The organism is Syntrophomonas erecta subsp. sporosyntropha (assembly GCF_055395365.1).
Window position 1 is genome coordinate 298,494 of record NZ_AP042459.1, and the last position, 26,362, is coordinate 324,855.

Annotated in this window: 21 protein-coding genes and 2 other annotated features; all 21 genes read right to left on the reverse strand. The window is 42.6% G+C overall.

The genetic code is table 11. The features are described 5' to 3' along the window. Positions 1 to 57: 57 nt before the first annotated feature. A complete protein-coding gene (locus ACZ5Q0_RS01405) occupies positions 58 to 2,397 on the reverse strand; it encodes an endonuclease MutS2 (protein ID WP_446819854.1) in 2,340 nt (779 codons plus the stop codon). Next, positions 2,398 to 4,884: a U32 family peptidase gene (locus ACZ5Q0_RS01410; protein WP_446819853.1), complete on the reverse strand. Its 2,487-nt coding sequence runs from the start codon at positions 4,882 to 4,884 to the stop codon at positions 2,398 to 2,400. A 168-nt stretch (positions 4,885 to 5,052) separates the two neighbouring features. After that, positions 5,053 to 6,024: an NGG1p interacting factor NIF3 gene (locus ACZ5Q0_RS01415; RefSeq protein WP_446819851.1), complete on the reverse strand. Its 972-nt coding sequence runs from the start codon at positions 6,022 to 6,024 to the stop codon at positions 5,053 to 5,055. A 59-nt stretch (positions 6,025 to 6,083) separates the two neighbouring features. Then, on the reverse strand, positions 6,084 to 6,743 hold the full coding sequence (locus tag ACZ5Q0_RS01420) for a DUF421 domain-containing protein (protein ID WP_446819850.1): 660 nt from the start codon (positions 6,741 to 6,743) through the stop codon (positions 6,084 to 6,086). A gap of 56 nt (positions 6,744 to 6,799) precedes the next feature. After that, on the reverse strand, positions 6,800 to 8,473 hold the full coding sequence (polX, locus tag ACZ5Q0_RS01425) for a DNA polymerase/3'-5' exonuclease PolX (protein ID WP_446819848.1): 1,674 nt from the start codon (positions 8,471 to 8,473) through the stop codon (positions 6,800 to 6,802). 1 nt (position 8,474) lies between these two features. Next, positions 8,475 to 8,753 carry a cell division protein ZapA gene (locus tag ACZ5Q0_RS01430; RefSeq protein WP_446819846.1) on the reverse strand — a complete coding sequence of 93 codons (279 nt, stop codon included), beginning with the start codon at positions 8,751 to 8,753 and terminating at the stop codon, positions 8,475 to 8,477. Positions 8,754 to 9,038: 285 nt separating this feature from the next. Continuing rightward, complete coding sequence (gene phoU, locus ACZ5Q0_RS01435) at positions 9,039 to 9,713, reverse strand: phosphate signaling complex protein PhoU (RefSeq protein WP_446819845.1); 675 nt, start codon at positions 9,711 to 9,713, stop codon at positions 9,039 to 9,041. 12 nt (positions 9,714 to 9,725) lie between these two features. Continuing rightward, on the reverse strand, positions 9,726 to 10,487 hold the full coding sequence (gene pstB, locus ACZ5Q0_RS01440) for a phosphate ABC transporter ATP-binding protein PstB (RefSeq protein ID WP_446819844.1): 762 nt from the start codon (positions 10,485 to 10,487) through the stop codon (positions 9,726 to 9,728). A 119-nt stretch (positions 10,488 to 10,606) separates the two neighbouring features. Continuing rightward, positions 10,607 to 11,434: a phosphate ABC transporter permease PstA gene (pstA, locus tag ACZ5Q0_RS01445; RefSeq protein WP_446819843.1), complete on the reverse strand. Its 828-nt coding sequence runs from the start codon at positions 11,432 to 11,434 to the stop codon at positions 10,607 to 10,609. After that, positions 11,422 to 12,309 carry a phosphate ABC transporter permease subunit PstC gene (pstC, locus tag ACZ5Q0_RS01450; protein ID WP_446819842.1) on the reverse strand — a complete coding sequence of 296 codons (888 nt, stop codon included), beginning with the start codon at positions 12,307 to 12,309 and terminating at the stop codon, positions 11,422 to 11,424. The genes pstA and pstC overlap by 13 nt, the downstream gene beginning before the upstream one ends. A gap of 461 nt (positions 12,310 to 12,770) precedes the next feature. Beyond that, a complete protein-coding gene (locus ACZ5Q0_RS01455; RefSeq protein WP_446819841.1) occupies positions 12,771 to 13,631 on the reverse strand; it encodes a phosphate ABC transporter substrate-binding protein in 861 nt (286 codons plus the stop codon). 119 nt (positions 13,632 to 13,750) lie between these two features. After that, entirely contained in the window at positions 13,751 to 15,526 is a 1,776-nt protein-coding gene (gene pnpS / locus ACZ5Q0_RS01460; protein ID WP_446819839.1) for a two-component system histidine kinase PnpS, read from the reverse strand. Next, the gene (locus ACZ5Q0_RS01465; RefSeq protein ID WP_446819838.1) at positions 15,519 to 16,223 is read right to left on the reverse strand and encodes a response regulator transcription factor; all 705 of its coding nucleotides are present in this window, start codon (positions 16,221 to 16,223) and stop codon (positions 15,519 to 15,521) included. Before ACZ5Q0_RS01465 ends, pnpS begins: the two co-directional genes overlap by 8 nt. A gap of 444 nt (positions 16,224 to 16,667) precedes the next feature. Beyond that, complete coding sequence (locus tag ACZ5Q0_RS01470; RefSeq protein WP_446819836.1) at positions 16,668 to 18,350, reverse strand: uridine kinase family protein; 1,683 nt, start codon at positions 18,348 to 18,350, stop codon at positions 16,668 to 16,670. 202 nt (positions 18,351 to 18,552) lie between these two features. Next, positions 18,553 to 20,610 (reverse strand): phenylalanine--tRNA ligase subunit beta, encoded by a 2,058-nt coding sequence (pheT, locus tag ACZ5Q0_RS01475; RefSeq protein ID WP_446819835.1) that lies wholly within the window; start codon positions 20,608 to 20,610, stop codon positions 18,553 to 18,555. A 49-nt stretch (positions 20,611 to 20,659) separates the two neighbouring features. Beyond that, positions 20,660 to 21,682 (reverse strand): phenylalanine--tRNA ligase subunit alpha, encoded by a 1,023-nt coding sequence (pheS, locus tag ACZ5Q0_RS01480; RefSeq protein WP_446819833.1) that lies wholly within the window; start codon positions 21,680 to 21,682, stop codon positions 20,660 to 20,662. Positions 21,683 to 21,723: 41 nt separating this feature from the next. After that, positions 21,724 to 21,966, reverse strand: a binding site (T-box leader). A 166-nt stretch (positions 21,967 to 22,132) separates the two neighbouring features. Continuing rightward, complete coding sequence (locus ACZ5Q0_RS01485) at positions 22,133 to 22,912, reverse strand: TrmH family RNA methyltransferase (RefSeq protein ID WP_446819832.1); 780 nt, start codon at positions 22,910 to 22,912, stop codon at positions 22,133 to 22,135. A gap of 58 nt (positions 22,913 to 22,970) precedes the next feature. Beyond that, entirely contained in the window at positions 22,971 to 23,324 is a 354-nt protein-coding gene (rplT, locus tag ACZ5Q0_RS01490) for a 50S ribosomal protein L20 (RefSeq protein ID WP_446819831.1), read from the reverse strand. Positions 23,325 to 23,360: 36 nt separating this feature from the next. Continuing rightward, the gene (gene rpmI, locus ACZ5Q0_RS01495) at positions 23,361 to 23,555 is read right to left on the reverse strand and encodes a 50S ribosomal protein L35 (protein ID WP_446819830.1); all 195 of its coding nucleotides are present in this window, start codon (positions 23,553 to 23,555) and stop codon (positions 23,361 to 23,363) included. Then, positions 23,555 to 24,085: a translation initiation factor IF-3 gene (gene infC / locus ACZ5Q0_RS01500; RefSeq protein WP_446820737.1), complete on the reverse strand. Its 531-nt coding sequence runs from the start codon at positions 24,083 to 24,085 to the stop codon at positions 23,555 to 23,557. Before infC ends, rpmI begins: the two co-directional genes overlap by 1 nt. A 17-nt stretch (positions 24,086 to 24,102) precedes the next feature. After that, positions 24,103 to 24,249: a sequence feature (ribosomal protein L20 leader region), on the reverse strand. A 180-nt stretch (positions 24,250 to 24,429) separates the two neighbouring features. Continuing rightward, entirely contained in the window at positions 24,430 to 26,340 is a 1,911-nt protein-coding gene (thrS, locus tag ACZ5Q0_RS01505; RefSeq protein WP_446819829.1) for a threonine--tRNA ligase, read from the reverse strand. Positions 26,341 to 26,362 lie beyond the last annotated feature (22 nt).

The window sequence follows — 26,362 nt, forward strand, 5'->3', positions numbered from 1 at the left end:
CGGCTCTTTTAAATGTCCCCATTGTTGATATTATTGTTCAGAGGAAGCTTTCTTAATTTATTTCAATTTAACTACTGTTACTCCAAAGCCTCCTTCTTGGCGAGCACCATCGTTATATGATTTAACATAACGATGATCCTTTAGATAGCTGCGAACAGCTTTACGCAAAGCTCCAGTACCTTTTCCATGGATGATGCGTACTGAATCTAAGCCGACTAAATTAGCATCTTCTAAATACCGATCTATTTCATACAAGGCTTCTTCTGCTAGCTTTCCTCTGACATCAATCTCCTTAGAAATATTCCGGGCCTTTTCCAGTAGTCCCTGGTTACTGCGGTAGATTTTCTTTTCTTCTGGTGACTGAGCCAGGATAAGTTGGTCTGCCTTTACATTTAAACGCATTATGCCTACCTGAACTACTACTCCCCCCTGACTATCCGGTTCTTCCACCACATACCCCTTTTGATTGATATTATGGATGAATACATAATCCCCTGGCTTTATCTCCCGTTTTTGCGGTAATGACAATTGTTCTGCACAGGGATTTTCTACCCTTAACTCCTTTATCTTGCGCCGCTTTTTCTCAATTTCATGCCACTGAGGAGGCCGGTCTTTGTCTTTACGCAGATCTTTAACCTCTTGCAGCGCCTCATCAGCTTCCTTTCTGACCATACGCACATAACGTTCAGCCTCATCTATGGCTCGATCTATCACTTCACGCTTATCCTTATCCACCTGGCGACGCTCTTGAGTCAGCTGGTTCTGTTCCTGAATTAGTTGCATCTTTAACTTTTCTACTTCCCGCCGGGATTCTTCAAACTGGTAACTACGCTCTTTTAGCTGCTTAATCATATTACCGAGCTCCATTTCCTGTTCTGGTACCAGGTGCCGGGCCCGCCCCACTAAATCAGGCCCCATTCCCAAACGTAATGCTATTTCAAAGGCATTACTCTGGCCAGGCATCCCTATAGTTAATTCATAAGTGGGTTTAAGGCTAACCGGATCAAATTCCACACAAGCATTTTCCACCCGTTCCTGCTGGTAAGCAAAGTTCTTTAGCTCACTTTGATGGGTAGTCACTACCGCCCGGCATTGGCGAGCTAAAAGTTCTTCTAAAATAACCCGGGCCAAAGCCGCCCCCTCCACCGGATCAGTCCCGGCTCCCAACTCATCTAATAATACTAAAGAACCTTTATCTGCCTCTTGAATAACATTTATTATGTTACTCATATGTGATGAAAAGGTACTAAGTGATTGTTCAATACTCTGTTCATCACCAATATCAACATAGATATTATTAAAAACAGCTACTTCACTCTTTTCCCGGGCAGGAATAAAAAGGCCACTCATCGCCATCAGTGTTAATAAGCCGATCGTCTTCAATACCACAGTCTTACCACCCGTATTAGGGCCGGTAATAACCAACATGTCAAAACCTTTGCCTAGTTCAACATTTACTGGTACTGCTTTTTCCCCTAACAGCGGATGCCGGGCCCGGTTTAATTCTATAATACCTAGATTATTAACCCGGGGACGGTAGGCATCCATTTTATAAGTCAACCGGGCCCGGGCAAAAATCAGATCCATCTCAGCCAGTATTTCCGAATTTTGAGCCAGTTCCTCTTTATATACTGCTACCCGGGCCGTAAGTTCCCTTAATATTCTTTCAACTTCCCTTTTTTCTTCCTGCTGTAATATTCGAATCTGATTATTATTTTCTACTACTGCTAATGGTTCAATAAAAACAGTAGCCCCACTAGCTGATTCATCATGGACAATACCCTTTACTTCATAACGATATTCCTGCTTAACCGGTACTACATAGCGCCCATCTCTTTCTGTAACTAGTGCATCCTGCAGCATCTTCTGATTATTCCCGGAGCGGATAAAATCCTGTAGGTAATCACGGATGCGCAGACGTAAGCGATTAATTTGTCCGCGCACACTTTTTAACTGTGGTGAAGCATCATCTTTTAAAAATCCTTCCTCATCAACCGACCGGCTGATTAATTGTTTTAAGTCACGATCATAAAATAACCCTTCCACTAGCCGGGTTAATTGAGGAAAGCGCTCCTCATCTGCCAGGCGCAGAGCCTGCCGGCAAGCCAGTAGAACCAGCAAAATATCCCTTAACTCTTCCGGTTTTAATATGCCCTGTATCCGAGCTTTAGCTAAACAGGAATCAATAACTGGTAACTGGTTTAAAAAAGAGGGCTCCTCGAAGCGTAATATTTCCATGGCCTCGTCCGTTTCATCCAGGCGCTTTTCGACAATAGCTAGGTCATTAACTGGTTTAAGCTGCAGGGCTTTTTCTCGCCCAGCTTTTGACCCGGTCAGTTCCGCTAATTGAAAAAGTATTTTATTAAACTCTAGTTTTTGTATTGTTTTTAAATCCATTTATTCAACCCCGCGATAATAATGACATTTTGTAAAAGGAGAAGGACTTATCGCTTCTAAACGCTTTTTATACACGGATAATTCTGATCTATCCTGGCGATTGGCCCCATCTAATACCCTACGGTATATACTTACAGCTTTTTTTACTTCTCCTGCATCAGCCCGGCGCATCTCCATTCTAAGACTGGCTGGGTGCAAAGCCGATAGTGAGGAAAGTTCATCCACCATACATAAGGTACGGGAATTAAATACATAAAACCTGCAGTCCTGGTCGGTATCTACCGGAAAACGATATCCTTTTTCATCTTCAATACAATAATCAGCCTGACGACAAAAGCCGGGACAAGCTACCTCGGTTGCCATAGTCCCTTCCAGCATACAATACTGGGATATCATTACAATAATTTCACCATGAATAATTAACTCGGTTTTATGCAGGGGGTATAGTTGTTTTAACTGTTCTAGGGTTAACTCCGGTGACACACATATACCTTTCGCGCCAGCTTCTAGCAGGTAGTCCAGGGTATAATTATTAAAAGGATTAAGACTATAATCGACCCAGAACTTTAAACCCTGTTCCCGGCACCATTCCATAGTTCCTAAATTCCCTACCAGAATAGTATCTGCACCACTATCAATAATCCGTCTCCTATAATCAACCGGATCAGATGGTTTCTCTATACGCGGTAAAGCGGGAATAATTTCTGCGTTCCTTTCTTTTCCCCATAACAGTAAATCTTTTAGCTCTCCAGCACGGATCCGGCGGTGGGAAACTAGCCCTTCCAATCCTATATAAATACGATCCGCACCAGCCAGAACTGCCTGCCGAGCCGGCTCTAAACCATTAACATAAACACTCAAGTAAGTAGGATAGTCTTCAGTTCGCTCCTTCCAACCATCAGTTTTATTAGTGCCCAGAAATGTATCCCTATTATGGTTATAGACGTTAGCCTCAATTACCCTGGTTCCTCCCAGGCGATAATTAGTTAATAATGACTCCACTGCCTGCCTGCGGGCCTCATTTATTTCCCCAAAGGGTATAATCCAATTTCCGTCGGAAACCATCCGGAAATCCCCCAGGATAAAAGGAGTATTCCCCAATCGGTTAACCTTTTCCTTTAAACTTTCTTCGGTAAGGGGACGTTTTACCGCAACAACCGCCGGGCTATCTGTATATGCACAGGATTGATTCCCATACTGATCCTTTATGACTAGCTTAAGCGGCTTCCCTCCCTGAATATAAACGGTAATATCAACCGGATAACGGGTTTCACACCCGGCTTCAATACTAGAAACGGCACTGGCGACTAATTCTTCATCATGTATTTTAAAAACCCGGTCCGAGGTACCTACCCTCTCAGGAAGTTGAAGAGTTACTACATCACCGGGATAGGCTTTATCAACCTTTTTATTATCTTTTAAAATATTATCGGCAGTAAAAACCGGTCCTTTTCCCCTTGATACCCATACCTGTAACCCATCACCCGTATTCAGATCTGCACTCAGATTAATCTTAGCAGTTAAATCTTTATTCTGTTTAACTACCCGGCCAATATAAATACCACGGTTATTGGGCCTGCTAATGCTAAGAAAGTCGTGCTTTTTACCTAACAGGTATCCGCTGGTAAAATTACGGTTAAAAATCTTTAAAAGCGATTGTTTAACACTTTCCGGAGGACGAGCATCAGAACTATCTTTTAAAAGGTCTAACGCTTCCCGGTAAGCCCTGGTTACCACCGCCACATATTCCGGCCTTTTCATCCGTCCCTCAATTTTAAGCGAATCAACCCCGGCATTAAAAAGCTCCGGAAGCTGATCAATTAAGGCTAAGTCGGAAGGACTTAACAAATATCTTCCCCCAGTAGCTACCGGCTCCCCTTTTCTTAAAAGGTGGTACGGTAAACGACAGGGCTGTGCACACCGGCCCCGATTACCACTTCGTCCCCCCACCAGGCTGCTAAACAGGCATTGCCCTGAGTAAGAATAACAAATAGCTCCATGCACAAAAACCTCCAGTTCCACATTCAAAACACCCTGGCGAATAATATGCAGATCTTCCAAAGACATTTCTCGGGCCAGCACCACTCGTTTAATACCCTGCCGGGCCAGATGTTTAACCCCATCTACATTATGAATAGTCATTTGCGTACTGGCATGAACCCTAAACTGGGGTAATACTGAGCGGGTAGCATTCATAAGACCCAGATCCTGAATAATAACCCCATCTATACCCACAGTATATAAAAACCATATATAATCCAAGGCTTTAGTAAACTCGCTATCACCGATTAAGGTGTTAACGGTCACATAAACCTTTCGATCCTTTAAATGGGCCAACTCAACTGCTCTCTTAAGGTCATCATCACTAAAATTAGGCGCATTCTGACGGGCGCTAAATTGTTTTCCCCCCATATACACTGCATCTGCCCCGTTTTCCAAGGCGGCCTGGAACGCCTGCCAGTCACCGGCCGGAGCCAGTAATTCCATAATAACTATAACCTCCTGTATTGAAAAACTAAAGGACGAGACAACTCCCGTCCTCCGGTTCCCCTATTACCTACTCGCTACTAGAATTCTTTAACACATCTAGGTACTACCCTAACCTGATTAATATTTTAAAGCTCCCGTTAACCATTAAAGTATATACTATATTCCTTACATATAGGCAGCCCTTTCTTCCCTGGTTCTCTTTACTCGAATAAGCCCTGAACAGGGGATAATCTTTACCCCACGGACCTCCAATTCGTCTAAAAGCAGGTTCATACCCAGTGAATCACTTGCCATATGTCCGGCAATAATTACATTTATATGGTTATCCTTAGCTGCCTGACGATGTTTCTCCGGCATATGCATACAAATAACTGTTCCAATGCCTGCCGCAGCCAGATTCTCATAAGTCTTTAATGCACCTGAAGTACCACCCGTCATTTTAATAAAAATCCGTCCCGCCCGACGGTTCTTTTCACCAACGATAATCTGCGGACCAGCTTTCATACGCCGGGCCGCGTCATATTCAGGTAAGCTATGTAGCAAATTAACTACATCCTCCAGCGTAGAGTACAGGTTATTATCAAACCAGTTTTGTAGAAATCGGTTGACCAGATTATCAGCCGGTGAATGGACACACATAAAAGGAATATTCAGTAAACGTGCCGCATCAACAGCCCGCTGGTGATTATAAGGAAGAATCATCCTTTCCACTTCCGAAATACGTGAAGACATGATTCCCTCCGCAATATTAATAGGTACACCAGCCTGTTCCATCATATCGGCCTGAACTTTCATTACATCATAAAGAGCTGCATAAGCTTTCCCCTCTGGGTGGTGAGCTAAAACCATATCAATTTCCTGACCCTTTTCTCGAAGACGGTCGGCCAGTAAAATTTCTGGGGTTTCCATATCAATACCACACAAAATGGTATTGATATCCTCATTCCCTCCAACTAATACTCGCGTATCACTAAAAGGGTTTTTAAGCAACTCCCGGTCGTAATATTCCCGGTCTTCCCCGGTGGTTTTTTCGTATTTATTCCATTCCTGCTGTAAAAGCTGGTTAAGATAATCTCCCCTGACATCATAACGTTTCCCTAAATCCACAGCAAGATCATAAATCTCCTTTATTTTCATATCTATCCTCCCAAATTAAATAAACTAGAAGGGAGCAGGGAACGGTTTTCCCTTTTTAGTTACTTCTCTTCCAGACGCCTTAGACGGTTAAGAATTTCCCCCAATTGATTCTCTATCACCTTAAGTGATTGAGGCAAACAAACATCTGGCTCCCCCTGACTGGGGGACTGTTTTTGCAACTCAAAAATTTCCCGGCGGGTAACCGGGACAAAAGTAAGAGTGCCATTACGTATTACTTCTTTAATCCCTAAATCCCCACGGGTTACCGGCTCATCTTGTTCCTTTAAAATAACACTAAACCCTCCACAGGCTTCCAGTATGCCCCGTTCCACCTCATCAATATCCCTAACTCCCTGCTTACGCAACTCCTGCATCAAATCGTCGATATTAAACTTTTCCCGGGCCAGGTTATCCTTGATTATGCGACCATCTTCAATTAATACCACCGGCTTACCAACAATAAGATTAGATAATCCCTGATTTTTCAAAGCCAGATAGCCCATAAAGTATTCCAGTATAGCCAGAGTAGCCAGGATAATAACCCCCTCATAATAAGGAATGCTCTTGTCCAAAGCTACCGAAACTACGGTATGACCTACTCCGGTCATTACTACAAAATCAAATGGTCCCAGTTCTCCCAGGGCCCTTTTCCCCAGCAGGCGGATCATCAATAAAGCCATAATATACATGACTGCAGCCCGCACAATAAACTCTAACACGGTCATCCCTCCATCTAAGAGGTACTGGCCTTATTTTTCTACTACTTCCTACCGCTTTATTCTTTAAGAAAATCTATTAAGCGCTGCCTGTCCCAGGTATTAATAACATCCTCTGCTTCCAGCCATCCCCGGCGAGCATTCATAATTCCATAGCGAACTAACTTCATGTCATCTTTATGATGAGCATCACTGTTTATAGCTATTTCTACCCCGTATTGTTTAGCTTTACGGGCTACTTCGGCATCAATATCAAGACGATCGGGATGGGAATTTATCTCCAGGGCTACGTGGTTTTGAGCAGCTGCCTCCAGAATTGGATCCAGGTAGACCTCATAACCGCTTCGTCTATTTAACAACCTTCCGGTAAGGTGTCCAATAATATCCACGTTGCCATTTGTAATAGCCTTGAGAATCCTTTCCGTCTGTTTATCTTTATCCAGGTTAAAATGACTATGAATAGAGGCGATGACCACATCCAGGTCTTTAAGAATGGGATCCTCAAAATCTAAACGTCCATCTTTTAGAATATCCACTTCGATCCCCTTAAAAACATAAAAGTCCCCTTTCAGGTTATTATTAATAGCATCAATAACCTGTCCCTGAGCTTTAAGATGCTCCTCATTTAAACCACCGCTTATAGATAATGTTTTGGAGTGATCGGTTATCGCTACATAATGGTAACCCATAGTTTGTGCTGCAATAACGGTATCCTGGATTTTGGCCGCTCCATCACTCCAGTCAGAATGTATATGTAAGTCACCTTTAAGATCGTTTTGCGTTAAAAGGCGTGATAACTGTCCACTTCTGCCCAGTTCCACTAATCCATTGTCTTCCCTAATTTCTGGGGGAATATAATTTAACCCCAGTCTGCTGAAAACCTCTTCTTCGCTGGCCGCCCCTATGATCTGGTCCGGATTACTATCCTTAAAAGCTTTTAAACGAAACTCTTTAGAACCAGTGGTCCAAACCAGGGCAGGGTAATAGGCTTTCGGAGGTACCAGGATAACCTCAAACACCACCCCAAAACTAAGCTGACCAGATATGTAGTCTTTCCCTTGCTTCAGTATTTTTTTGACATCACGGCAATTTCGGACCTGGTCAAATACCGCATTAAAATCATTACTGGCAACTAGTATATCAATATCACTAACCAAAGATTTCCCCCGGCGTATACTACCTACAATATTGATCTGCTGCACTGCTTTCGATTCGCGCAGAAAGGAAAGTAAACTTTCCGCCAAGGGAAGAGCTAATCCTAAGGTAACCTTTCCCTCGCTGCGGGTTAAGAGCTCCATTCCTTTTTTAATGTTATATTCCGTTTTAGCTCCCAGGCCAGGCAGACTGCGGATCTTTTTCTCCTCAGTAGCTTTTAACAGTTCATCCAGACTGTCTATACCCAGGTTATCGTAAATAGTCTTAACAGATTTATGACCCAGACCGGGGATTCTAAGCATATCCAGAACCCCTTCCGGAACTTCTAACAACAAGCCCTCATAATATTCACAGCTACCCTTTTCAAGCATTTCCTCAATTTGAGCTTTAATCGCCTTACCAACCCCGGGGATATCTCCGATACGATCCCGTTCATAATAGCGGTGTAAATCTTCATCAAGATGGTATACTGATCGGGCAGCTTTCTTATAAGCCCGTACTTTAAAGGGGTTTTCTTCCTTGATCTGTAAAATGTCCGCAATCCGATCTAGTATGCGAGCTACTTCTCGATTGGTCATTTTATCCCATCCTATTTTTTCTTTCTTCTTCTAGTGCTTTAACCAGATCATCATAGTCCTCCTGTAGCTTATTAAGTTCGTCAGCCAGGTTAAGGGCAGTTAATACTGCCACCTTACTAGTGGAAAGATTAGGGTTTCGCTGGTGAATCATAAACATACGCCTATCTACGTAGGAAGCCAGCATTTCAATGTAATCAGGATTTTCAGGACCCTTTACTACATATTCTTCACCGAAAATCTGTACTGTAACCTTGTTAATGTTACTCTTTTTATCTTCCAACCAGAATGCCCCCTTATAAAGCGTTGATGAATTATTTCTATAAAAACCCGGTATTTCCTTCATTTCCTCCTCGACAAACCCGGCCCCCGTTACTAGAAAAACACGAAAACGGACCATTTTTAGGTCTAAATTTACTATAAATTAGTTAATTTATAGGTATACAGCAATAATTATAACCACTTCAAACTAAACACTTTACGCCTTAGGGGAGGAAAATTAACTTAACAAAAAACATGGCCCGATATCAAAACGGGCCATGTTTTTTAAGAGGGGCTTAAAAAATCACTATTCCTGGTTACGGGCCATCTCATTAAGGTCAATACGGGTCCCCCTAGCTATATAAATAACCATTTCGGCAAGATTAGTAGCATGATCACCGATGCGTTCCAGGTGTCCTCCCACCAATAGCAAAGCAGTGGCCTGAGGTATAGTACGAGGATCCTGCATCATATAGGATAATAATTCCCGGAAAACCTGATCATGTAAAGCATCCATTTCGATTTCCAGTGGAATTATTTCCATAGCCATACTGATATCCTCATCAATAAATGCATTCAAAGCACTTTCAATCATTTTTTGGGCCAGTTTGGCCATCCGGGGTATATCTATTAATGGTTTAATATAGGTCTGGGTATGCAAATCGATGGCTACCCGGGCTATATTCTCAGCATGATCGGCCATTCTTTCCAGGTCAATAATAATACGTAATGAAGTTCCGACCAGCCTGAGATCGCTGGCCATAGGTTGTTTAAGTGCTAAAATTCCTAGGGATTTTTTCTCGATATCAAGTTCCATTTGGTCAATTATCTCATCATTATTAATCACCTTTTGAGCTAATTGGGCATCTTTTCTTACCAATGCTTTAACAGCATTATATATCTGATCCTCCAGGAAACGGCCCATCTTTAATATTTCCTCTTTAAGATTATCCAACTCCGGTTTTAATCCTTCACCAACCATCTTTACCCCTCCTTAACCAAACCGCCCGGTGATATAATCCTCGGTTCGCTTATCCCGCGGATTCACAAACATTTCATCGGTGCGGTTAAATTCTATTAAGTGCCCATTTAGGAAAAAGCCGGTATAATCTGATACCCGGGCTGCCTGCTGCAGGTTATGGGTAACAATCACTATCGTATATGCCTTTTTAAGTTCAGTAATTAATTCCTCCAGTCGGGCCGTAGAAATAGGATCGAGGGCTGATGCTGGTTCATCCATAAGGATAACCTGCGGTTCTACGGCCAGTACCCTGGCAATAACTAATCTTTGCTGCTGTCCTCCCGATAAACGGGCCGCAGATGAGTACAGACGATCACCTACTTCATTCCACAAGTTAGCAGCTTGCAAACTCTTTTCCACTATCTCATCTAATTTACTACCGCTTTTAATCCCATGAATTTTAGGACCGTAAGCCACATTATCGTAGATCGACATAGGAAAAACCGAAGGTTTTTGAAATACCATCCCTACCTTTTTACGCAGGGCCACTACATCCACATCACGCTCATAAATAGGCTGAGCGTCAATATACACCTGTCCCTTGATAGTAGTTCCTTCGATTAATTCATTTAAACGGTTTAAGGTTCTTAAAAAAGTCGACTTTCCACACCCAGAAGGACCTATTAAGGCCGTAACCATATGTTCCCTGATATCCATGTTAACGCCATATAAAGCCTGAAACTGCCGATAATAAACTTCTATATCCTTACTGCGCACCTTAATTCTATCTTCCATATGCATTCCCTTTCATTACTTTTCTCTTACATATAACATCCTAAAACCTAATGATCTTAGCCAACCCTTTCCCATCCGGCTATCCCAGATAATTACACCAAAGGCTGCGACATCCTTATCTAGTGTGATAAGCGGCGCAGGCTTAAATTAGCCAGGTAGTTTATAACCATAATAAATACAACTATTAAGAAAGCGGTAGCAAAGGCTCTTTCCATAGATAAACCTTCCATGGCCAGAACATATAGGTGTACCGACATGGTACGGGCGGGATCACTTAAGTATACTGGCATCCCCAATGAACTTCCGGCAGTTAAAACCAGGGCCGCGGTTTCTCCAACTGCCCGGCCAATGGAAAGAATAACTCCGGTTATAATACCTGGCATAGCAGCTGGTACCACTATTTTTCTAACCGTTTGCCACTTACTAGCCCCTAGTGCCAGACTGTTTTCCCGGAGTTCATGAGGAACTGTTATTATAGCCTCTTGAGCAGTACGGATTATAGTAGGCAAAATCATTATGGACAAAGTTAAACTACCCGATAATATTGACCAACCCAGGTTAAGAAATATAACAAAAAAGACAAATCCAAACAGACCAAATATTATAGAAGGAATACCAGCCAGGGTCTCTGCCGTAAGATTTACCAGTTGAGCAAATCGATTGTTACGACGGGCATATTCCTCTAAATAAATGGCGGTACCCACCCCCAGTGGTATAGCGATAAATAAAGATAACATAGTCAAATACAGGGTACCTATAATTGTGGTGGAAATACCGCCTTCTTTCCCAGCCCGGGATGGAGCTTGTAGTATAAAATCAAGATTTATAAAAGCTATACCTTTGATGACGATGTATCCAATGATGGTGGCCAATATCCCTACTATGATTACTGCCGATAACCATAATAGTAAAGTCATTAATTTTTCCTTGTTAATTAGTGCTCCCATTTACTCCCCGCTTTCACCGATAAGTTAACCATAAGATTAAGAATCACTATGAAAACAAACAAAACTGCTCCGGTGGCAAAAAGTGCGGCCTGGTGATCACCTACCGCATAACCCATTTCTAAAACAATATTACTGGTCATAGTTCGGGTAGGCGATAAAATACTGTCAGGTATTATAGCGGCATTACCAGTAACCATGACTACAGCCATAGTTTCCCCTATGGCCCGGCCTATGCCCAGAACTACCGCGGTGATTATTCCCGAACGGGCTGCGGGCAACATAACATGCCAAATAGTTTGATAATGGGTAGCTCCTAAGGCCAGAGAACCATCTTTGAATTCACCAGGTACAGCCAAAATAGCATCCCGGGTTATGCTGATTATAGTAGGAAGAACCATTATCCCCAGTACTATAGCTCCTGCCAGTATACTCATACCATTCCCCCCCAGTTTCTCGCGAATAAAGGGAACAATAATTATTAATCCAAAGAATCCGTATACAACGGAAGGAATACCAGCCAGAAGCTCAACCAGTTGTCCCAGGACTCTTCCTATCTTATTTGGTGCTATTTCTGCCATAAAGACAGCTACCATTAACCCTAAAGGAGCAGACCATATCAGGGCTGATAAAGTAACTAGTAATGATCCCACCAGCATGCTGCCTATACCAAACGATCCATTAGTAGGATTCCAGTTAAAATTAAATAAGAACTCTTTAAAACCTACTTTTTCTATAACTGGAACACCCTTGGCAAAAATAAATAGTGTTATAAGGATAATGGCTAATACAGAAACCGCCGCACTCAGCATAAGCAGCTTTTCCACCAGAACTTCACCCGTCTGGGGGGGGTTCCAGCCTTCTGCTTTTGCCAGCATCCCACCACCGCCTCACTTTTTTTCATTTTCATGACTTCACCTGCATACAATTTCACTATTCATCACCGACTCCTATTGCATTTGTTAACCTTACAATAGCATTAGTATGTTAAATACCTGGTTAGGTAGTTTTAAGTTTTTCTCTGCTAAGTATTAAAATATTGTAAAATTTTAATAGCCGGATTTAACGCTCCCCCGCCCTTTTCTCCTGCACAAATTACCACACAGTTAATAAAAATTCAGGCAGGGAATATTTCCGGCCGCCCTAGCGGTTTAAGGGAAATACTATCTTTACAAAAACGCCAAAAAATCCACCATTAGGTGGATTTTAAGTCTACGAGTTTATTATAACCAGGTCAGACAGCAGTTTTTACCTCTACTATGCCTAACCAACAATTTGTTGGTCTTGCGACTATAAAACCGCTTAGCCAATATACCAGCTCCCGGTAAGTATAGCCCGGTTATTTAATGCTGAAAGCCCCTTCTTCCTCTATAATTTTCTGCCCTTCATCACTAAGAACGAAATCGATGAAAGCTTTGGCAAGACTATCAGCTTCGCCTTTGGTGACATAGTTAAAAGGCCTTTGAAGTTTATAACTACCATTCTTAACATTTTCTATACTGGCAGCTACCCCATCAATATTTAACAATTTAACTTCATCAGTTACAGTCGCCAAAGATATATATCCAATAGCATTCCTATCTCCCGAAACAGTCGTCCTAACTGCACCAGTAGAATTTTGCACAATGGCCGAATTAATAATATTTTCCTTTCCCATAATAATATTTAAAAAAGCATCCCGGGTACCAGATGACTCTTCACGGGTGACTACTGTAATAGGAGCATCTTTCCCACCGACATCCTTCCAGTTTTTAATATTACCCAGGTAAATATTCTTTACTTGCTCAGCAGTTAACCCTTCCACTTTATTAGCTGGATTTACCACCACTCCTATTCCATCTAAAGCTATGGCATAACCGATAACCCCCTGGGCAATCTCTTCATCTTTCAGTTCCCGGGAAGCAGCCCCGATATCGGCCGCACCGGAAACAGCCGCCGTTATTCCCTGGGTGGATCCCCCGCCCTGAACGTTAACCTGAACACCGGAATGCCTGCTCATAAACTCTTCTGCCAGCACTTCACTGAAAGGTTGAACTGAGGTCGATCCGGCAATATTGAGAGTACCAGAAAGCTGGGTACCGGCTTGCCTTTGATCATCGCTATTTGCCTGGCCGCATCCACCTATTACTACTATCGCCGCCATTAACAGACCTATCAAAAAGTAACTGGCCGCTCCCCTTCTTTTTTTCCATGTAAACAATTGTTCTTCCTCCTTAACATTTATTATTTGTTAATAAGAAGATAACATCTGTGTGTTAAGCTACCAGTTACGCGGTTTAAAGATTTTGTTTTAGAAATGTAAAATATCTGTATAAGCCACTACTTTTTAAGATTTCGGGGAATAGTAAAGAAAAACCGGGACCCTCCCCCTGGTGGGCTGTCAACCCCGACCTGCCCGCTGAGATTGTCCACCAGATGTTTAACAATAGCCAACCCCAGACCAGTCCCACCCGTCTTTCGGGAACGAGCCTTATCCAGCCGGTAAAACCTTTCAAATATCCGGCTTGCCTCTGCTTCAGGAATTCCTTCCCCATTATCTTCGACACTAATTATTACTTGATCAGGTTCTTCCTGTAAGCGTATTGTTATATATTTCGGTTCCGGCGTGTATTTTATAGCATTGTCCAGCAGGTTTGCCAATACCTGAATAATTAAATCGCTATCTGTTTCGATAATTACCTCCTGAACAGGTAATTCGGTAGTTATATAAAGCTGTTCACTTTTATTTTGCTGCTTTACCAGGTCAATGTTGGCTAATATTAGGTGTTTCAGATCCACCGGCTTTAAATTGAGAAATGGCTTTTCCGATTCCAGGCGGGAAAGCTCTAACAGTCGATTGATAATCCGATTGAGGCGCTGTGCTTCATCATATATGATCTTAGAAAACTCCTGAACATTAGTATTTGATCCCCGGCTTTCTTCCGTTAAGGTTTCGGCAAATCCACTAATAGTAGCTACAGGAGTTTTTAACTCGTGGGAAACATTAGCCACAAAGTCTTTGCGTATCCGTTCCAGTTTTTTTATTTCGGTTATATCGTTAAGTACCACCAGTACCCCTTCCAGGATGTCTTTTTCACGGTTAAGAATAGGAACAGCATTAACTTCAACTACCCGCTCTGTATTTAGATGCTGCAGTATAACCTCCTGGCGAATAGGTCGGCATCTAGCTTTTACCCGATCTATTAACTCTATCAGATGGTAGTTGCCGATAAATTCGACATGTTTTTTGCCCGCATAATTGCCATCAGCATTAAGGAGTTCTAAAGCCATAGGATTAGCATAGGTAACCCGGCTATCAGAACCGACCATGAGAATACCGTTTATAGTATTAGTAAGCAGGATTTCCAAGCGGTTATTAACCTCTGCCATTTCTTTTATATTGTCATCCAAATAACCGGCCATATTATTCACTGCTTCTGCCAGCACCCCTAACTCATCATCATGCTGGTAGGAAACCCGGCATTTAAAATTACCCCGGGCCATATCCCCTACCGCTTCAGTTACTTCCTGCAAAGGTCGGGAAAAACGCTCTGCTACTGCTATACTGATGATACATGCTACTAATCCGGTTATGAATATGGCCATTAAAAGAATGATCAGAACATTTTTATATAGTGCCTCTACTTGCTGAATAGGTTTGGCCAGCCTCACTGCCCCTTTAACATAACCATTATCAAAAGGAACCGCAACATATAACATGCGGATGTCGGCTGTATCGCTACGACGAATATCTGCCCCTTGTTTACCTTGTAAAGCTTGGTGTATCTCCGGTCTGGTGTGGTGAAATCCCATATTAGACGGATCAAATTGCGAGTCTGCCAGTACCTTTCCCTGGCTATCTACAATGGTTATCCTGCTATCGGTATGAAGGGCAGCCTTATCAGTTATTTCCTGTAAAAACCCGGCATTGGCTTGACCCTGATTAAACCTGGTCATGTCAGCTACCAGTACTGCCTCATAAGCCAGGTTGGACCGTATCTGGTCCAGGTAGTAGTTTTTAAACCACAGCGACAGGATGATGCCAGTTACCACTAAAACTGTAGCTATTAAAATCAGGAAAGTCCCGGTCAAGCGCCAGCGAAACGAGCTACGCATTATAGTCATTCTCAAACTTATAACCTAGTCCTCTAACAGTCTTTATATAATGGGGATTTTTAGTATCATCCTCAATCTTATCCCTGAGTTTACTTATATGCACATCTAAAACCCTGGTGTTCACGCTATCAGCATAATCCCACAGCACTTCCAGCAAATAATCACGTTTTAGCACCTTCCCCTGGTTGCGCAACAAAATGTCAAATAATTCGTATTCCTTCAAGGTTAATTCCAGCAATTGGTTATCTTTAAATATTTCATATCGCTGCGGGTAAATAGTAAACCGACCTTGATGAACTGCTTCCTCTTTCAGATCCGGTAATTTTATCTCCGGTAACCGGCGTAAAACCGCCTTGATTCGAGCTAGCAGCTCTCTTACGCTAAATGGTTTAGTAACATAGTCATCTGCTCCCAGTTCCAGCCCTACTACCTTATCAATCTCATCGTCTTTGGCGGTTAACATAATAATCGGGATTTGATTGTTTTCCGATCGGAGTTCCCGGCAAATCTCCAAACCATCCTTACCAGGTAACATGAGATCTAATATAATTAAATCGGGATTTTCTTCTTTTATTTTTTTCCAGGCCTCATTGCCATCATAGGCCCAAACTGTGCTATACCCTTCTTTATTCAGGTTGTAAGTAATGAGTCTTACCAGAGATTCTTCATCATCCACAACCATAATTTTCCCTTTCATAAAACACTCTCCTCAATACCTGTTCCATTTAATTTGAGTTTAGCATGACCTTGAACCCTTTTCCAATGCCTGCTAAAAAGGGGGCCATTTCGTTTTATTGCCTTGGGTTCTCCCAATTACCTGTTTTTTGGTAGGACAGAAGGATCTTTTTTGTTTCCCATCGGAACAATCGGGTAGGAGGCCATCCATTATTTGAACGACCGGCCTCCCGCACCGTAGGTACCGTTCGGTATACGGCGGCCAAAGTTTACCTCCGGCTTCCTTCAGCCTGTACCCGTAGGGTGATTCCACCTCGCGGTGGATACCCTTGCCCTTGGCTATGTACTTGGCACTATCAACCCGGGCTAGGAACTTCCAACCGTTAGACTGCGCCTATGCCGGGCGTACCAAAAAAGAACCAGGAATTATATTCCTGGTTCTTAAAGTTTATATTGTTTTTTAGTTTTAGTTTTTAAACCAACTTCCACCTACAAATTCACGTAAAATCGAATTTGGGGGAACCTGTTCTACTGGAGCAGTACGGAAATAGCTTAGGAAAGAGAGTAATCTCTGAGCCTCCATATATTCGGGATTTTCCGGTCCGATTTCTTCCAGCAAGGGCTGAACAAATCCCTTTAAAATCGATAACTCGTAAACTAGTGAGGAATTAAACATAACATCGGCTTGCTCCTGGAAGGGAAAAATATTTTTTTCTTCCCCGGCCCGAACTGATGGCCAACGTTTGATAGTAGATAAAGCACCATAACCCCTGGTCCGGGCATCGCGTACCATCCGGCGAATTAACCTGCAATCAGTAGTAGGTATCCGGTTAGTACTATCAATATTAAGCTGAGTTAAAGCACTAATATATATCTTGAACTTTTGTTCCGGCGGAATTAACCAGGTTAGCCGGTCATTAAGTCCGTGAATCCCCTCAATAATGATAGGTTCCCCGGCCGGCACCCGTACAAGCATTCCCTGGGGTTCAGTAGTACCCTTCTTAAAATTATATATAGGTATTTCTACTTTCTCACCATTTATCAAGCGCTGTAAATGCTCGTTAAAAAGATCTAGCTTTAGAGCTTCCAAAGCCTCGAAGTCGTATTCTCCCTTATCATCCAGGGGAGTCTTATCCCGGTCTATAAAATAGTTATCCAGGGATATTGATACCGGTTTACGCCCATTCACCCTGAGTTGGATAAGCAAACGTTGCGCAAAAGTAGTCTTACCCGATGAAGAAGGCCCGGAAATTAACACCAGCCTTACCTGGGGATTTTTACAAATCTGATCGGCAATAAAGGCTATTTTTTTCTCATGCAGGGCCTCATTGACCCGAATAATATCATTAACCTCCCCTAGGATAATGCTCTGGTTAAGTGAAGCCACATGTGGTACAGCCAGCATATCAGACCATTCTTTGGCTTCATGGAAAACATTGGCCAGCTTAGGTTGAGCAATATAGGGCCTTAAAGTCTCTGGGGCTTCCTTTTCCGGGGTTTGCATAATAAATCCCGGCGGGTAAGGTAGAAGACGAAATATGGGTGTCATGCTGGTACGTGGCAACATATACCCATAAAAATATTCGTGGAAACCATCTAGTTCATAAATATCTTCTTGTTTTTGTTCTGTACACCTGAACTTTAACAGGTTAACTTTATCTATCCTATCTTGCTGTTTAAAGATACGGCAGGCTTCCTCCCGGTCAACCGTCTTTTTCCGGATAGGCAGATCCTTTTCAACTAATTCCTGCATACGTTGTTCCAATAATTTTATTTCCTGCTCACTGGGAATCCAATCTGCAAACTCACAGTATAAACCATTAGACAAAGAATGTCTGATTACTAAAGCTTGATCCGGGAAAACATCCTGGGCAGCCTTAATCAGTAAAAATGAAGCACTACGCCGGTATATCTGTAGCCCTGGTTCACTATCCATACCTACTATCTGCAAATCACAAGATTGATCCAGCTCATGGTATAAGTCTATTAATTCGTTTTTTATTATTACGGCCATTACTGGCTGGGATATTTTTTCCTGAATCACAGCGGCCAAAGCTCCGGCAGTAGTTCCAGCAGGAACATTATAAGTTCCTACCCCGTCTACCCTAATCTCTATCTGGTTTTGCTCATTAATATCTGCTATAGCCACAAGCGCAAACCTCCCCCACAAATTATGTTTCTATTATATAACACTTTGCGCAACTGATTAAGGTTTTTCGGGCATTTGATCTTTTTTATAAGATTTAAAAAGATTTAATAAAAAAGGCATACGCGTAAAATATGGGGTAGCCCCCCTTTTTTACGGTATGCCCTGTTTGGTAACCTTTTCTGTTAGGTATGGGTCCTTAATCTCAACGCAAACTGGCCTGGACCTTATCCTGCAGGTTTTCCAGGATACTGTCCATAAGTGGGTTAATATCCTGGTCTTTTAATGTGCGCTCATCCGACCGGAAAACCAGGCGAAATGCCATGCTCTTTTTCCCCGCCGGCACCTGTTCACCAGTATATAAGTCAAAAACGGTTACTTCCCGTAGCAAAGGACTATCAATAGAACGAATTACCTTATCTACCTGGGCGGCAACTATTTGCACGGGAAGAATTAGTGCTATATCCCTTTCAATGGAGGGATAACGGGTAATATTCTCCCGCATCTTTTTTTGTCCTGCCATCTGGTAAAGGGTCTCAATATCCACCTCAAATGCACAGACAGAAGTTTTAATTTCAAACTGGTCTAAAACTCGGGGATGAATTTCCCCTATTACCCCCACCTCCTGGTCCTGGCATCTGACCATAGCAGTTCTTCCGGGATGATATCCGGATACTTGAACAGGTAAGTACTCACATTCCGGTACTCCTAGCTGTCTTAAAATATTCTCCAGTATCCCTTTTAAGAAAAAGAAATCCATTTTCGTCTGTCGTTTGAGCCAGTTATGCTCACTGCTTCCCGCCACAACAACACCTAGTTTTAATTTTTCCTCCGGCAGCATAGCAGCAGTCGGGTAGAACACCGAACCAAGTTCAAAAAAAGCCAGGCTGTCATTCTTTTTAGCTAAATTACGGCTAATATTTAGTAATAATCCCGGTAATAGCAAGGTACGCATTACGCTGTAATCTTCGGAAAGGGGATTAGCGATTTTTACAACTTTCCGCAAAAGACTATCTGCCGGCAGCATTAACCAGTCAAAATATTGTGGGTTAATAAAACTATAGTTGACTACCTCATACATAGTTTTTGCAGCCGTATCCTTTACCTGCTGGCGGAACTTCTGGAAACTATTAAACCCACCCTGGGTCGTATGACCGGAAGGCAGATCATCTGGAATAGAATTGTACCCATATAGGCGCGCTACTTCTTCAATAAGGTCGACTTCTATTTCAATATCGGGACGATAGCTGGGTACAGTCACCAATAGTTGTTTTTTCTTCTCTTTTACCCCGAAACCTAATCTGAGCATATACTCCTTTATTTGCGCTGTGGTAATACTGGTACCTAGTATGGTATTAACCTTGTCCGGTCGGAGCACTATCTCACGAAGTTCCCCGGGCTGTGGATAAACATCAAAAACGCCCTTGACCACCTGGCCACCACCTAGTTCCTGGATTAAGCCGGCGGCCCGATCAATAGCGAAAATTACTCCATTAGGGTCGACTCCCTTTTCAAATCGTATGGAGGAATCACTGCGTAGCCCCAGCTTGCGTGAAGTTTTTCTAATGCTAACCGGCTCAAAATTAGCTGATTCCAGCATTACATTAACTGTTCCATCGTTAATTTCGCTGTTTTCTCCACCCATTACTCCAGCTAGTGCTACTGGACACTCTCCGTCGGTGATCACCAGCATCTGTTCATCTAATTGCCGCTTAACTCCATCCAGAGTGGTAAAGGTCTCATTTTTCATGGCGGTACGCACATGAATTTCTCTCGGTTCATTCCCCAGCAAATCGTAGTCAAAAGCATGCAAGGGCTGATTAGTCTCTAGCATGACATAGTTAGTAATATCGACTATATTGTTAATCGGCCTGATACCAGCATGTAGTAGTGCTTCCTGCATCCATACCGGTGACGGTTTAATCTGTACATTTTTTACCAATCGGGCTGCGTAACGACGACATAAGTCAGGAGCAGCAATCTTTACATTAATATAGTCTTTGATATTTTCCTGGTTTTCTTTTAGTTTTATGGCCGGCAGCCTTAAAGGCTTTCCATTTAAAGCAGAAACCTCCCGAGCCAGGTTTAAAAGACCCATACAATCTCCCCGGTTGGGAGTAAGATCTAACTCTAAAACTACATCCTCATCGATCTTCGCCACCCCTTCGATTGCTATTCCCGCCATGGTCAAACGGTGGGCTAACTCCTCTGGCGTCCAATCTATATCTACGTATTCCTTTAACCAGTTAAAAGAAACACTCATCTTTTTACCTCCTAAAAATCCTTTGGGGAATCATCCTGCCGAAAGGATGTTAAAACTGTTTTAAGAAACGTTTGTCATTACCAAAAAAGAGGCGCAAATCGTTTATACCGTATTTAAGCATAGTAATACGCTCAATACCTATCCCGAAGGCGAATCCGGTAACTTCCTCAGGGTTATATCCACCATGTTCTAAGACACGCGGATGAACCATTCCTCCTCCTAAAACCTCTAACCAACCAGTATTAGAACAAACCCGGCATCCGCTGCCTTTACACATTACACAGGAAACATCCATTTCCGCACTAGGTTCAGTAAACGGAAAGAAACTGGGCCGATAACGAACCCGCACATCTTCCCCAAAAATCCTCTGGGCAAAAAGCATCAAGGTTCCCTTCAGATTAGCAAAGGTTACATTGCGATCTATTAAAAGTCCTTCGATCTGATTAAACATAGGCGAATGAGTAGCATCATCATCTTTGCGGTATACTCTACCAGGCACTATAATTTTTACGGGAACCTGGGGAGCTAATTTCTCCATAGTTCTTACCTGCACCGGCGAAGTATGCGTACGCAGTAAAACTTCTTCACTTATGTAGAATGAATCCTGCATATCCCGAGCCGGGTGGTTCTTTGGTATATTCAAGGCTTCAAAATTATAATAATCAGTCTCTACCTCAGGCCCTTCGGCAACCGCAAAGCCCATACCGGTAAATATATCAATCATTTCTTCCAATACCAGGCTAAGAGGATGTTTACCCCCACTTAAGATTGGTTGCCCGGGCAGGGTAACGTCAATAGCCTCTTTAGCCAACCTAAGATCCAATTCCCGCTGCTTTATCTCTTCAGCACGGGAGGTAATTAGGTTTTCTAAATCTCCTTTTAACTGGTTGGCTACTTTGCCCACCTCAGCCCGCTGTTCAGCAGACAATTCTTTTAACCCCCTGAGCAGCAGGGTGATTTCTCCTTTACGCCCTAATAACTTAACTTTAAAGTCATTTAATTCATCCACATCACTTATTTGATGCAGCGCTTTTCTGGCATTCTGTTCAATTTCTTTTAGCTTATCCAGCATTTAACTCACTCCCTAAGCAGAAAATAAAAAGACTTTCCTCCCCAAGGGACGAAAGTCAAATTCGCGGTACCACCCTCATTAACCAGACCCCAAAACCTAAATACAGCCTAGCTCACTTAAGGGCCGGTAACGGCGGCTTCCGGATAGATCTACTTTCAATAAATGATTTCAATCCCCTGCTCCCGGGTGAATTCGCTAACCCTTTCCCTAGCAGTACTCCCAGTCTATGATACTGCCTCCCTTAAGTTCCCAGATTAGATACTTGTCCCGTTCATCGCATTTAATGTCTATTGCGTAATGATTCTCTTATACAACAAATAGTATATGATGCAACCGGAATTCTCAAAAAGCTGCCAAAGGCTATCAGCTTGTTCTAGCATAGACTGGTCCACCCTTCCATTGGTATGTAGGGCCGAACTAAAAAAATTATAGCATAGCATGCCCAACCGTTCAAGGAACAGCCCTTTTCTGCTGCCAGGCCTCTGCGAGAATTATAGCACATGCAACCCCTGCATTCAAAGAATCTACGGTTTTCTCTATTGGAATTTTAACCATATTATGTAACCTGCTAATAGTAGAGGGACTTAACCCTCTGGCCTCACTACCAATAGCAATAATCGTCTTACCAGTAAGATCTGCTTCATACACACTGGTGGCCGTACCTGCAGCGGCAGCACCAATGAACCGAAACCCATCGACGATCAACTGGTCAACTTGCCCTTCATCCACATGATAAAGGGGCATATTAAATATCCCCCCCATACTAGCCCGTACCACTTTCGGGCTAAATGGATCCACACAACCTGGGCTTAGTAAAATTCCCTCTACCCCTAAAGCCCAGGCCGTCCTTATAATGGTTCCTAAATTGCCTGGGTCAGAAAGATGATCTAAATAAAGCAGGTGCCCTTTAGTGTAAAATTGCTCCCAGTTATAGGAGGGCATTTTAACTACTGCCCCCATACCCGGTGGAGTATCAGTATCACTTATATAATTAATCAGACCCGCTTTTAAGACGCAACACTCTATACCAGCTGGTAAATCGCCTGCAAAGTCGGGAAAAACATTTTCATCTATAAAAATTCTTACAACGGCATCCTGGTCGCGTAAGGCTTCTTGCAGAAGCTTATCCCCTTCGATAAAAAACATCTTTTCCTGCTGGCGATGTTTTTTAAGTTTTAAACTGGACGCATGCTTAACCAGCTGGTTATCCCGGGAGGTTATATACTTCACATCATCTCACTCCATAAGCAAAAAGTATGGCTTAAGCCATACTTTATTAACAGTTCTATTAACAATTTTTCTTGGCTATTTCCGCTAACTCGGTAAAACCACCGGGATCAGTTATCGCCAGTTCAGCTAAAACCTTACGGTCTATATCAACTCCAGCTACTTTCAAACCGTGAATCATTTTACTATAAGTAGTGCCATTATCCCGAGCTGCAGCATTAATACGGGCTATCCATAGCTTGCGGAATTCTCTTTTCTTTAACTTTCTATGAATATAGGCATACTGACCGGATTTCATAACCTGTTCGTTGGCAACCCGATATAGTTTAGATTTGCTTCCCCGGTAACCCTTGGCCATTTTTAATATTTTTTTATGTCTTTTATGGGAAGTGACACCACGTTTAATTCTAGGCATCGTCTTTGACCTCCTGTATCACAATATTGATTTTTTCTAATAAGGAATCAGCTTAGAAATCCTTTTTACTTCTGCATCGCTTACCAAGCCCAACTTGCGCAAATTGCGTTTTCTTTTGGGACTTTTACTGCCAAGCAGATGGCCGGCATAAGCTTTAGAACGTTTAATCTTACCGCTGCCAGTCTTCTTAAATCTTTTTGCGGCTCCTCTATGGGTTTTGGTCTTAGGCATTAGCCTTCCTCCTTTGCATTGTCAATCTTTGGTACAAGAATACTTACCATGTTTCTCCCCTCGATCTTGGGGGGCTTTTCCATTACAGAAATATCAGACAATTCCTCTACCAGCTTCAAGGACAGTTTTTGACCCAATTCAGGATGAGTAATTTGTCTGCCTCTAAACATGATAGTCACTTTAACTTTATCTCCAGCATCCAAAAACTTCCGGGCATTTCTAGCCTTAACCTGAAAATCATGTTCATCGATATTAGGACGCATTTTCACCTCTTTAACCGAGATGATTTTTTGTTTCTTCCGGGCCTCTTTTTCCCGCTTACTTTGCTCAAACTTAAATTTCCCATAATCCATTAACCGACACACCGGTGGCTTAGCCGATGGAGCTACTTCCACCAAATCCAATCCCCGTTGTGCTGCGATATCCAGAGCTTCACGTATAGGTACTATTCCCAGTTGCTCCCCATCGTCACTTACTAGCCTTATTTCCCTGACCCGGATATCTTCATTGACTCTCCAATCCTTGCTGATAAGCAGTTCACCTCCTGAATAAATAAAAAAAGCGAGTTTTTAAAAAACCCGCTTCTCAAATACCGTTAATTTGCTTTAGCAATAATGCCAAAGCAAACCTTGCTCAACGAATACCTTACGAACTTGAAGTTGTAAGGTGAGAAGCGAAGCTCCTACTTAGTACCGTTACGAGTATAGCACATATCTAATAGCTGCGCAATGGGGTATTCCTAATTAGGGAGATAATTAACGGTACTATTTGTATCCCCTTACTATCCCCATACAGAATAACATTGGGGGCAAAAGTATCTCCCTTTTGTCCCACAAGGCTCCTGGTTGTTTTCTCCTAAATTTATCCTGGTCAATTAATCCATAGCCTTGGTACTTATTTCTTCCTTTAGCATACTAATAAACTCATCTAAAGGCATCGCTCCCATATCTCCCTGCTTGCGGCGACGCACAGCCACAGTTCCCTGGTCAATCTCTTTATCCCCTACAATAAGAAGATAGGGGATTTTTTGTAGCTGTCCTTCCCGGATCTTATACCCTATTTTCTCACTACGAGCATCCATTTCTACTCTGATACCGGCCTTATCCAGTTCATCAACCACTTGCTGTGCATAGCTTGCCTGCCTTTCTGTGATAGGCAGTACCCGCACCTGCACCGGTGCTAACCAGGCAGGAAATGCACCAGCATAATGTTCGGTCAGTATACCAATAAAACGCTCTATACTACCGTAAATAACCCGGTGAATCATCACTGGCCGGTGCTTTTCTCCGTCCTCTCCAATATAGGTAAGATCAAACTTTTCAGGCATTTGAAAATCGAGCTGAATAGTTCCACACTGCCAGGTGCGATCCAGAGAATCCTGCAGGTGAAAATCTATTTTAGGGCCATAAAATGCACCATCACCCTCATTAACCTGGTATTCCAAACCTTTCTCATTAAGAGCCTGGATAAGAGCGTTGGTGGCAACTTCCCAAATCTCATCTGATCCCATAGCCTTTTCAGGTTTGGTGGAAAGCTCCACATGGTAAGAGAAACCAAATACATTGTAGAATTTATCTACCAGATCTATAACCCCTTTTATTTCATCGATAATCTGGTCCGGTAACATGAAAATATGGGCATCATCCTGAGTAAAAGCTCTTACCCGCATCAATCCATGTAATACACCAGAAAGTTCATGACGGTGAACCAGTCCCAGTTCGCCAATACGTAGGGGAAGTTCTTTGTAGCTGTGCAGGTTTTGCTTGTAAACCAAAATCCCTCCCGGGCAATTCATGGGTTTTACTGCAAAATCCTGTTCATCTATACGAGTAAAATACATATTCTCCTGATAATGATCCCAGTGACCTGATCTTTCCCATAACTGGCGGTTAAGTATAATGGGAGTACGAATCTCATTATACTTAGCCTTATGATGTTCTGCGCGCCAGAAGTTTTCCAGTTCATTACGTAAAATCATCCCTTTGGGAAGGAAAAAGGGAAACCCTGGACCTTCATCAAGTACCACAAATAAGCCCAGCTCTTTCCCCAGACGCCGGTGGTCACGTTTCTTTGCTTCTTCTAATTTATGCAAATATTCATCCAGCATAGACTTTTTGGGAAAAGAGGTAGCATATATACGCTGCAGCATAGGATTCTTTTCGTTTCCTCTCCAATATGCTCCCGCCAGGCTCATTAACTTGGCTGCTTTAACTTTGCCGGTAGAAGGCAAATGCGGTCCAGCACACAAGTCAATAAACTCACCCTGTTGATAAGTGCTTATGGTGGCATCCTCAGGCAGATCTTCTATTAATTCCACTTTAAAATCTTCGCCCTGTTCCGCAAAAAACTCCTGGGCTTCTGCCCGGCTCAACTCTTTTCTAATAAAAGGATAATCAGCCGCAATAATATGGTTCATTTCTTCTTCTATACGCACAAAATCATCAGGAGTAAAAGTATGGGGACTATCAAAATCATAATAAAAGCCCCTGTCAATAGAAGGCCCGATGGCCAGTTTAGTATCCGGCCACAACCTCTTTACTGCCTGAGCCATTACATGGGCGGTCGAATGCCGATAAACCTGGGCTGCCCGTGGATCATCAAAATCCAGGAACTCGACTTGGCCGTTCTCATGTATTGGTTTATTTAAATCGGTTAGGTCACCGTTAAAAATAGCTACCAAAACATTTTTAGCTAATTTGCGGCTAATTCCCTCCGCAACTTGCAACAGGGTAATCCCTTCCGGGTATTCCCGCTTACTTCCATCCTTTAATTCAATGGTAACCATATAAAAAAGACCTCCTATAATT

Coding starts and splice junctions, on each gene's coding strand:
- pnpS (WP_446819839.1), bottom strand. CDS start 15,526: ATGCGTAGCTCGTTTCGCTGGCGCTTGACCGGGACTTTCCTGATTTTA.
- pstA (WP_446819843.1), bottom strand. CDS start 11,434: ATGGGAGCACTAATTAACAAGGAAAAATTAATGACTTTACTATTATGG.
- pheT (WP_446819835.1), bottom strand. CDS start 20,610: ATGAGTGTTTCTTTTAACTGGTTAAAGGAATACGTAGATATAGATTGG.
- rplT (WP_446819831.1), bottom strand. CDS start 23,324: ATGCCTAGAATTAAACGTGGTGTCACTTCCCATAAAAGACATAAAAAA.
- pstC (WP_446819842.1), bottom strand. CDS start 12,309: ATGCTGGCAAAAGCAGAAGGCTGGAACCCCCCCCAGACGGGTGAAGTT.
- polX (WP_446819848.1), bottom strand. CDS start 8,473: ATGACCAATCGAGAAGTAGCTCGCATACTAGATCGGATTGCGGACATT.
- ACZ5Q0_RS01465 (WP_446819838.1), bottom strand. CDS start 16,223: ATGAAAGGGAAAATTATGGTTGTGGATGATGAAGAATCTCTGGTAAGA.
- ACZ5Q0_RS01410 (WP_446819853.1), bottom strand. CDS start 4,884: ATGGAATTACTGGCTCCGGCCGGTGACTGGCAGGCGTTCCAGGCCGCC.
- ACZ5Q0_RS01415 (WP_446819851.1), bottom strand. CDS start 6,024: ATGAAAATAAAGGAGATTTATGATCTTGCTGTGGATTTAGGGAAACGT.
- pheS (WP_446819833.1), bottom strand. CDS start 21,682: ATGCTGGATAAGCTAAAAGAAATTGAACAGAATGCCAGAAAAGCGCTG.
- pstB (WP_446819844.1), bottom strand. CDS start 10,487: ATGGAAGATAGAATTAAGGTGCGCAGTAAGGATATAGAAGTTTATTAT.
- thrS (WP_446819829.1), bottom strand. CDS start 26,340: ATGGTTACCATTGAATTAAAGGATGGAAGTAAGCGGGAATACCCGGAA.
- rpmI (WP_446819830.1), bottom strand. CDS start 23,555: ATGCCTAAGACCAAAACCCATAGAGGAGCCGCAAAAAGATTTAAGAAG.
- phoU (WP_446819845.1), bottom strand. CDS start 9,713: ATGGTTGGTGAAGGATTAAAACCGGAGTTGGATAATCTTAAAGAGGAA.
- ACZ5Q0_RS01405 (WP_446819854.1), bottom strand. CDS start 2,397: ATGGATTTAAAAACAATACAAAAACTAGAGTTTAATAAAATACTTTTT.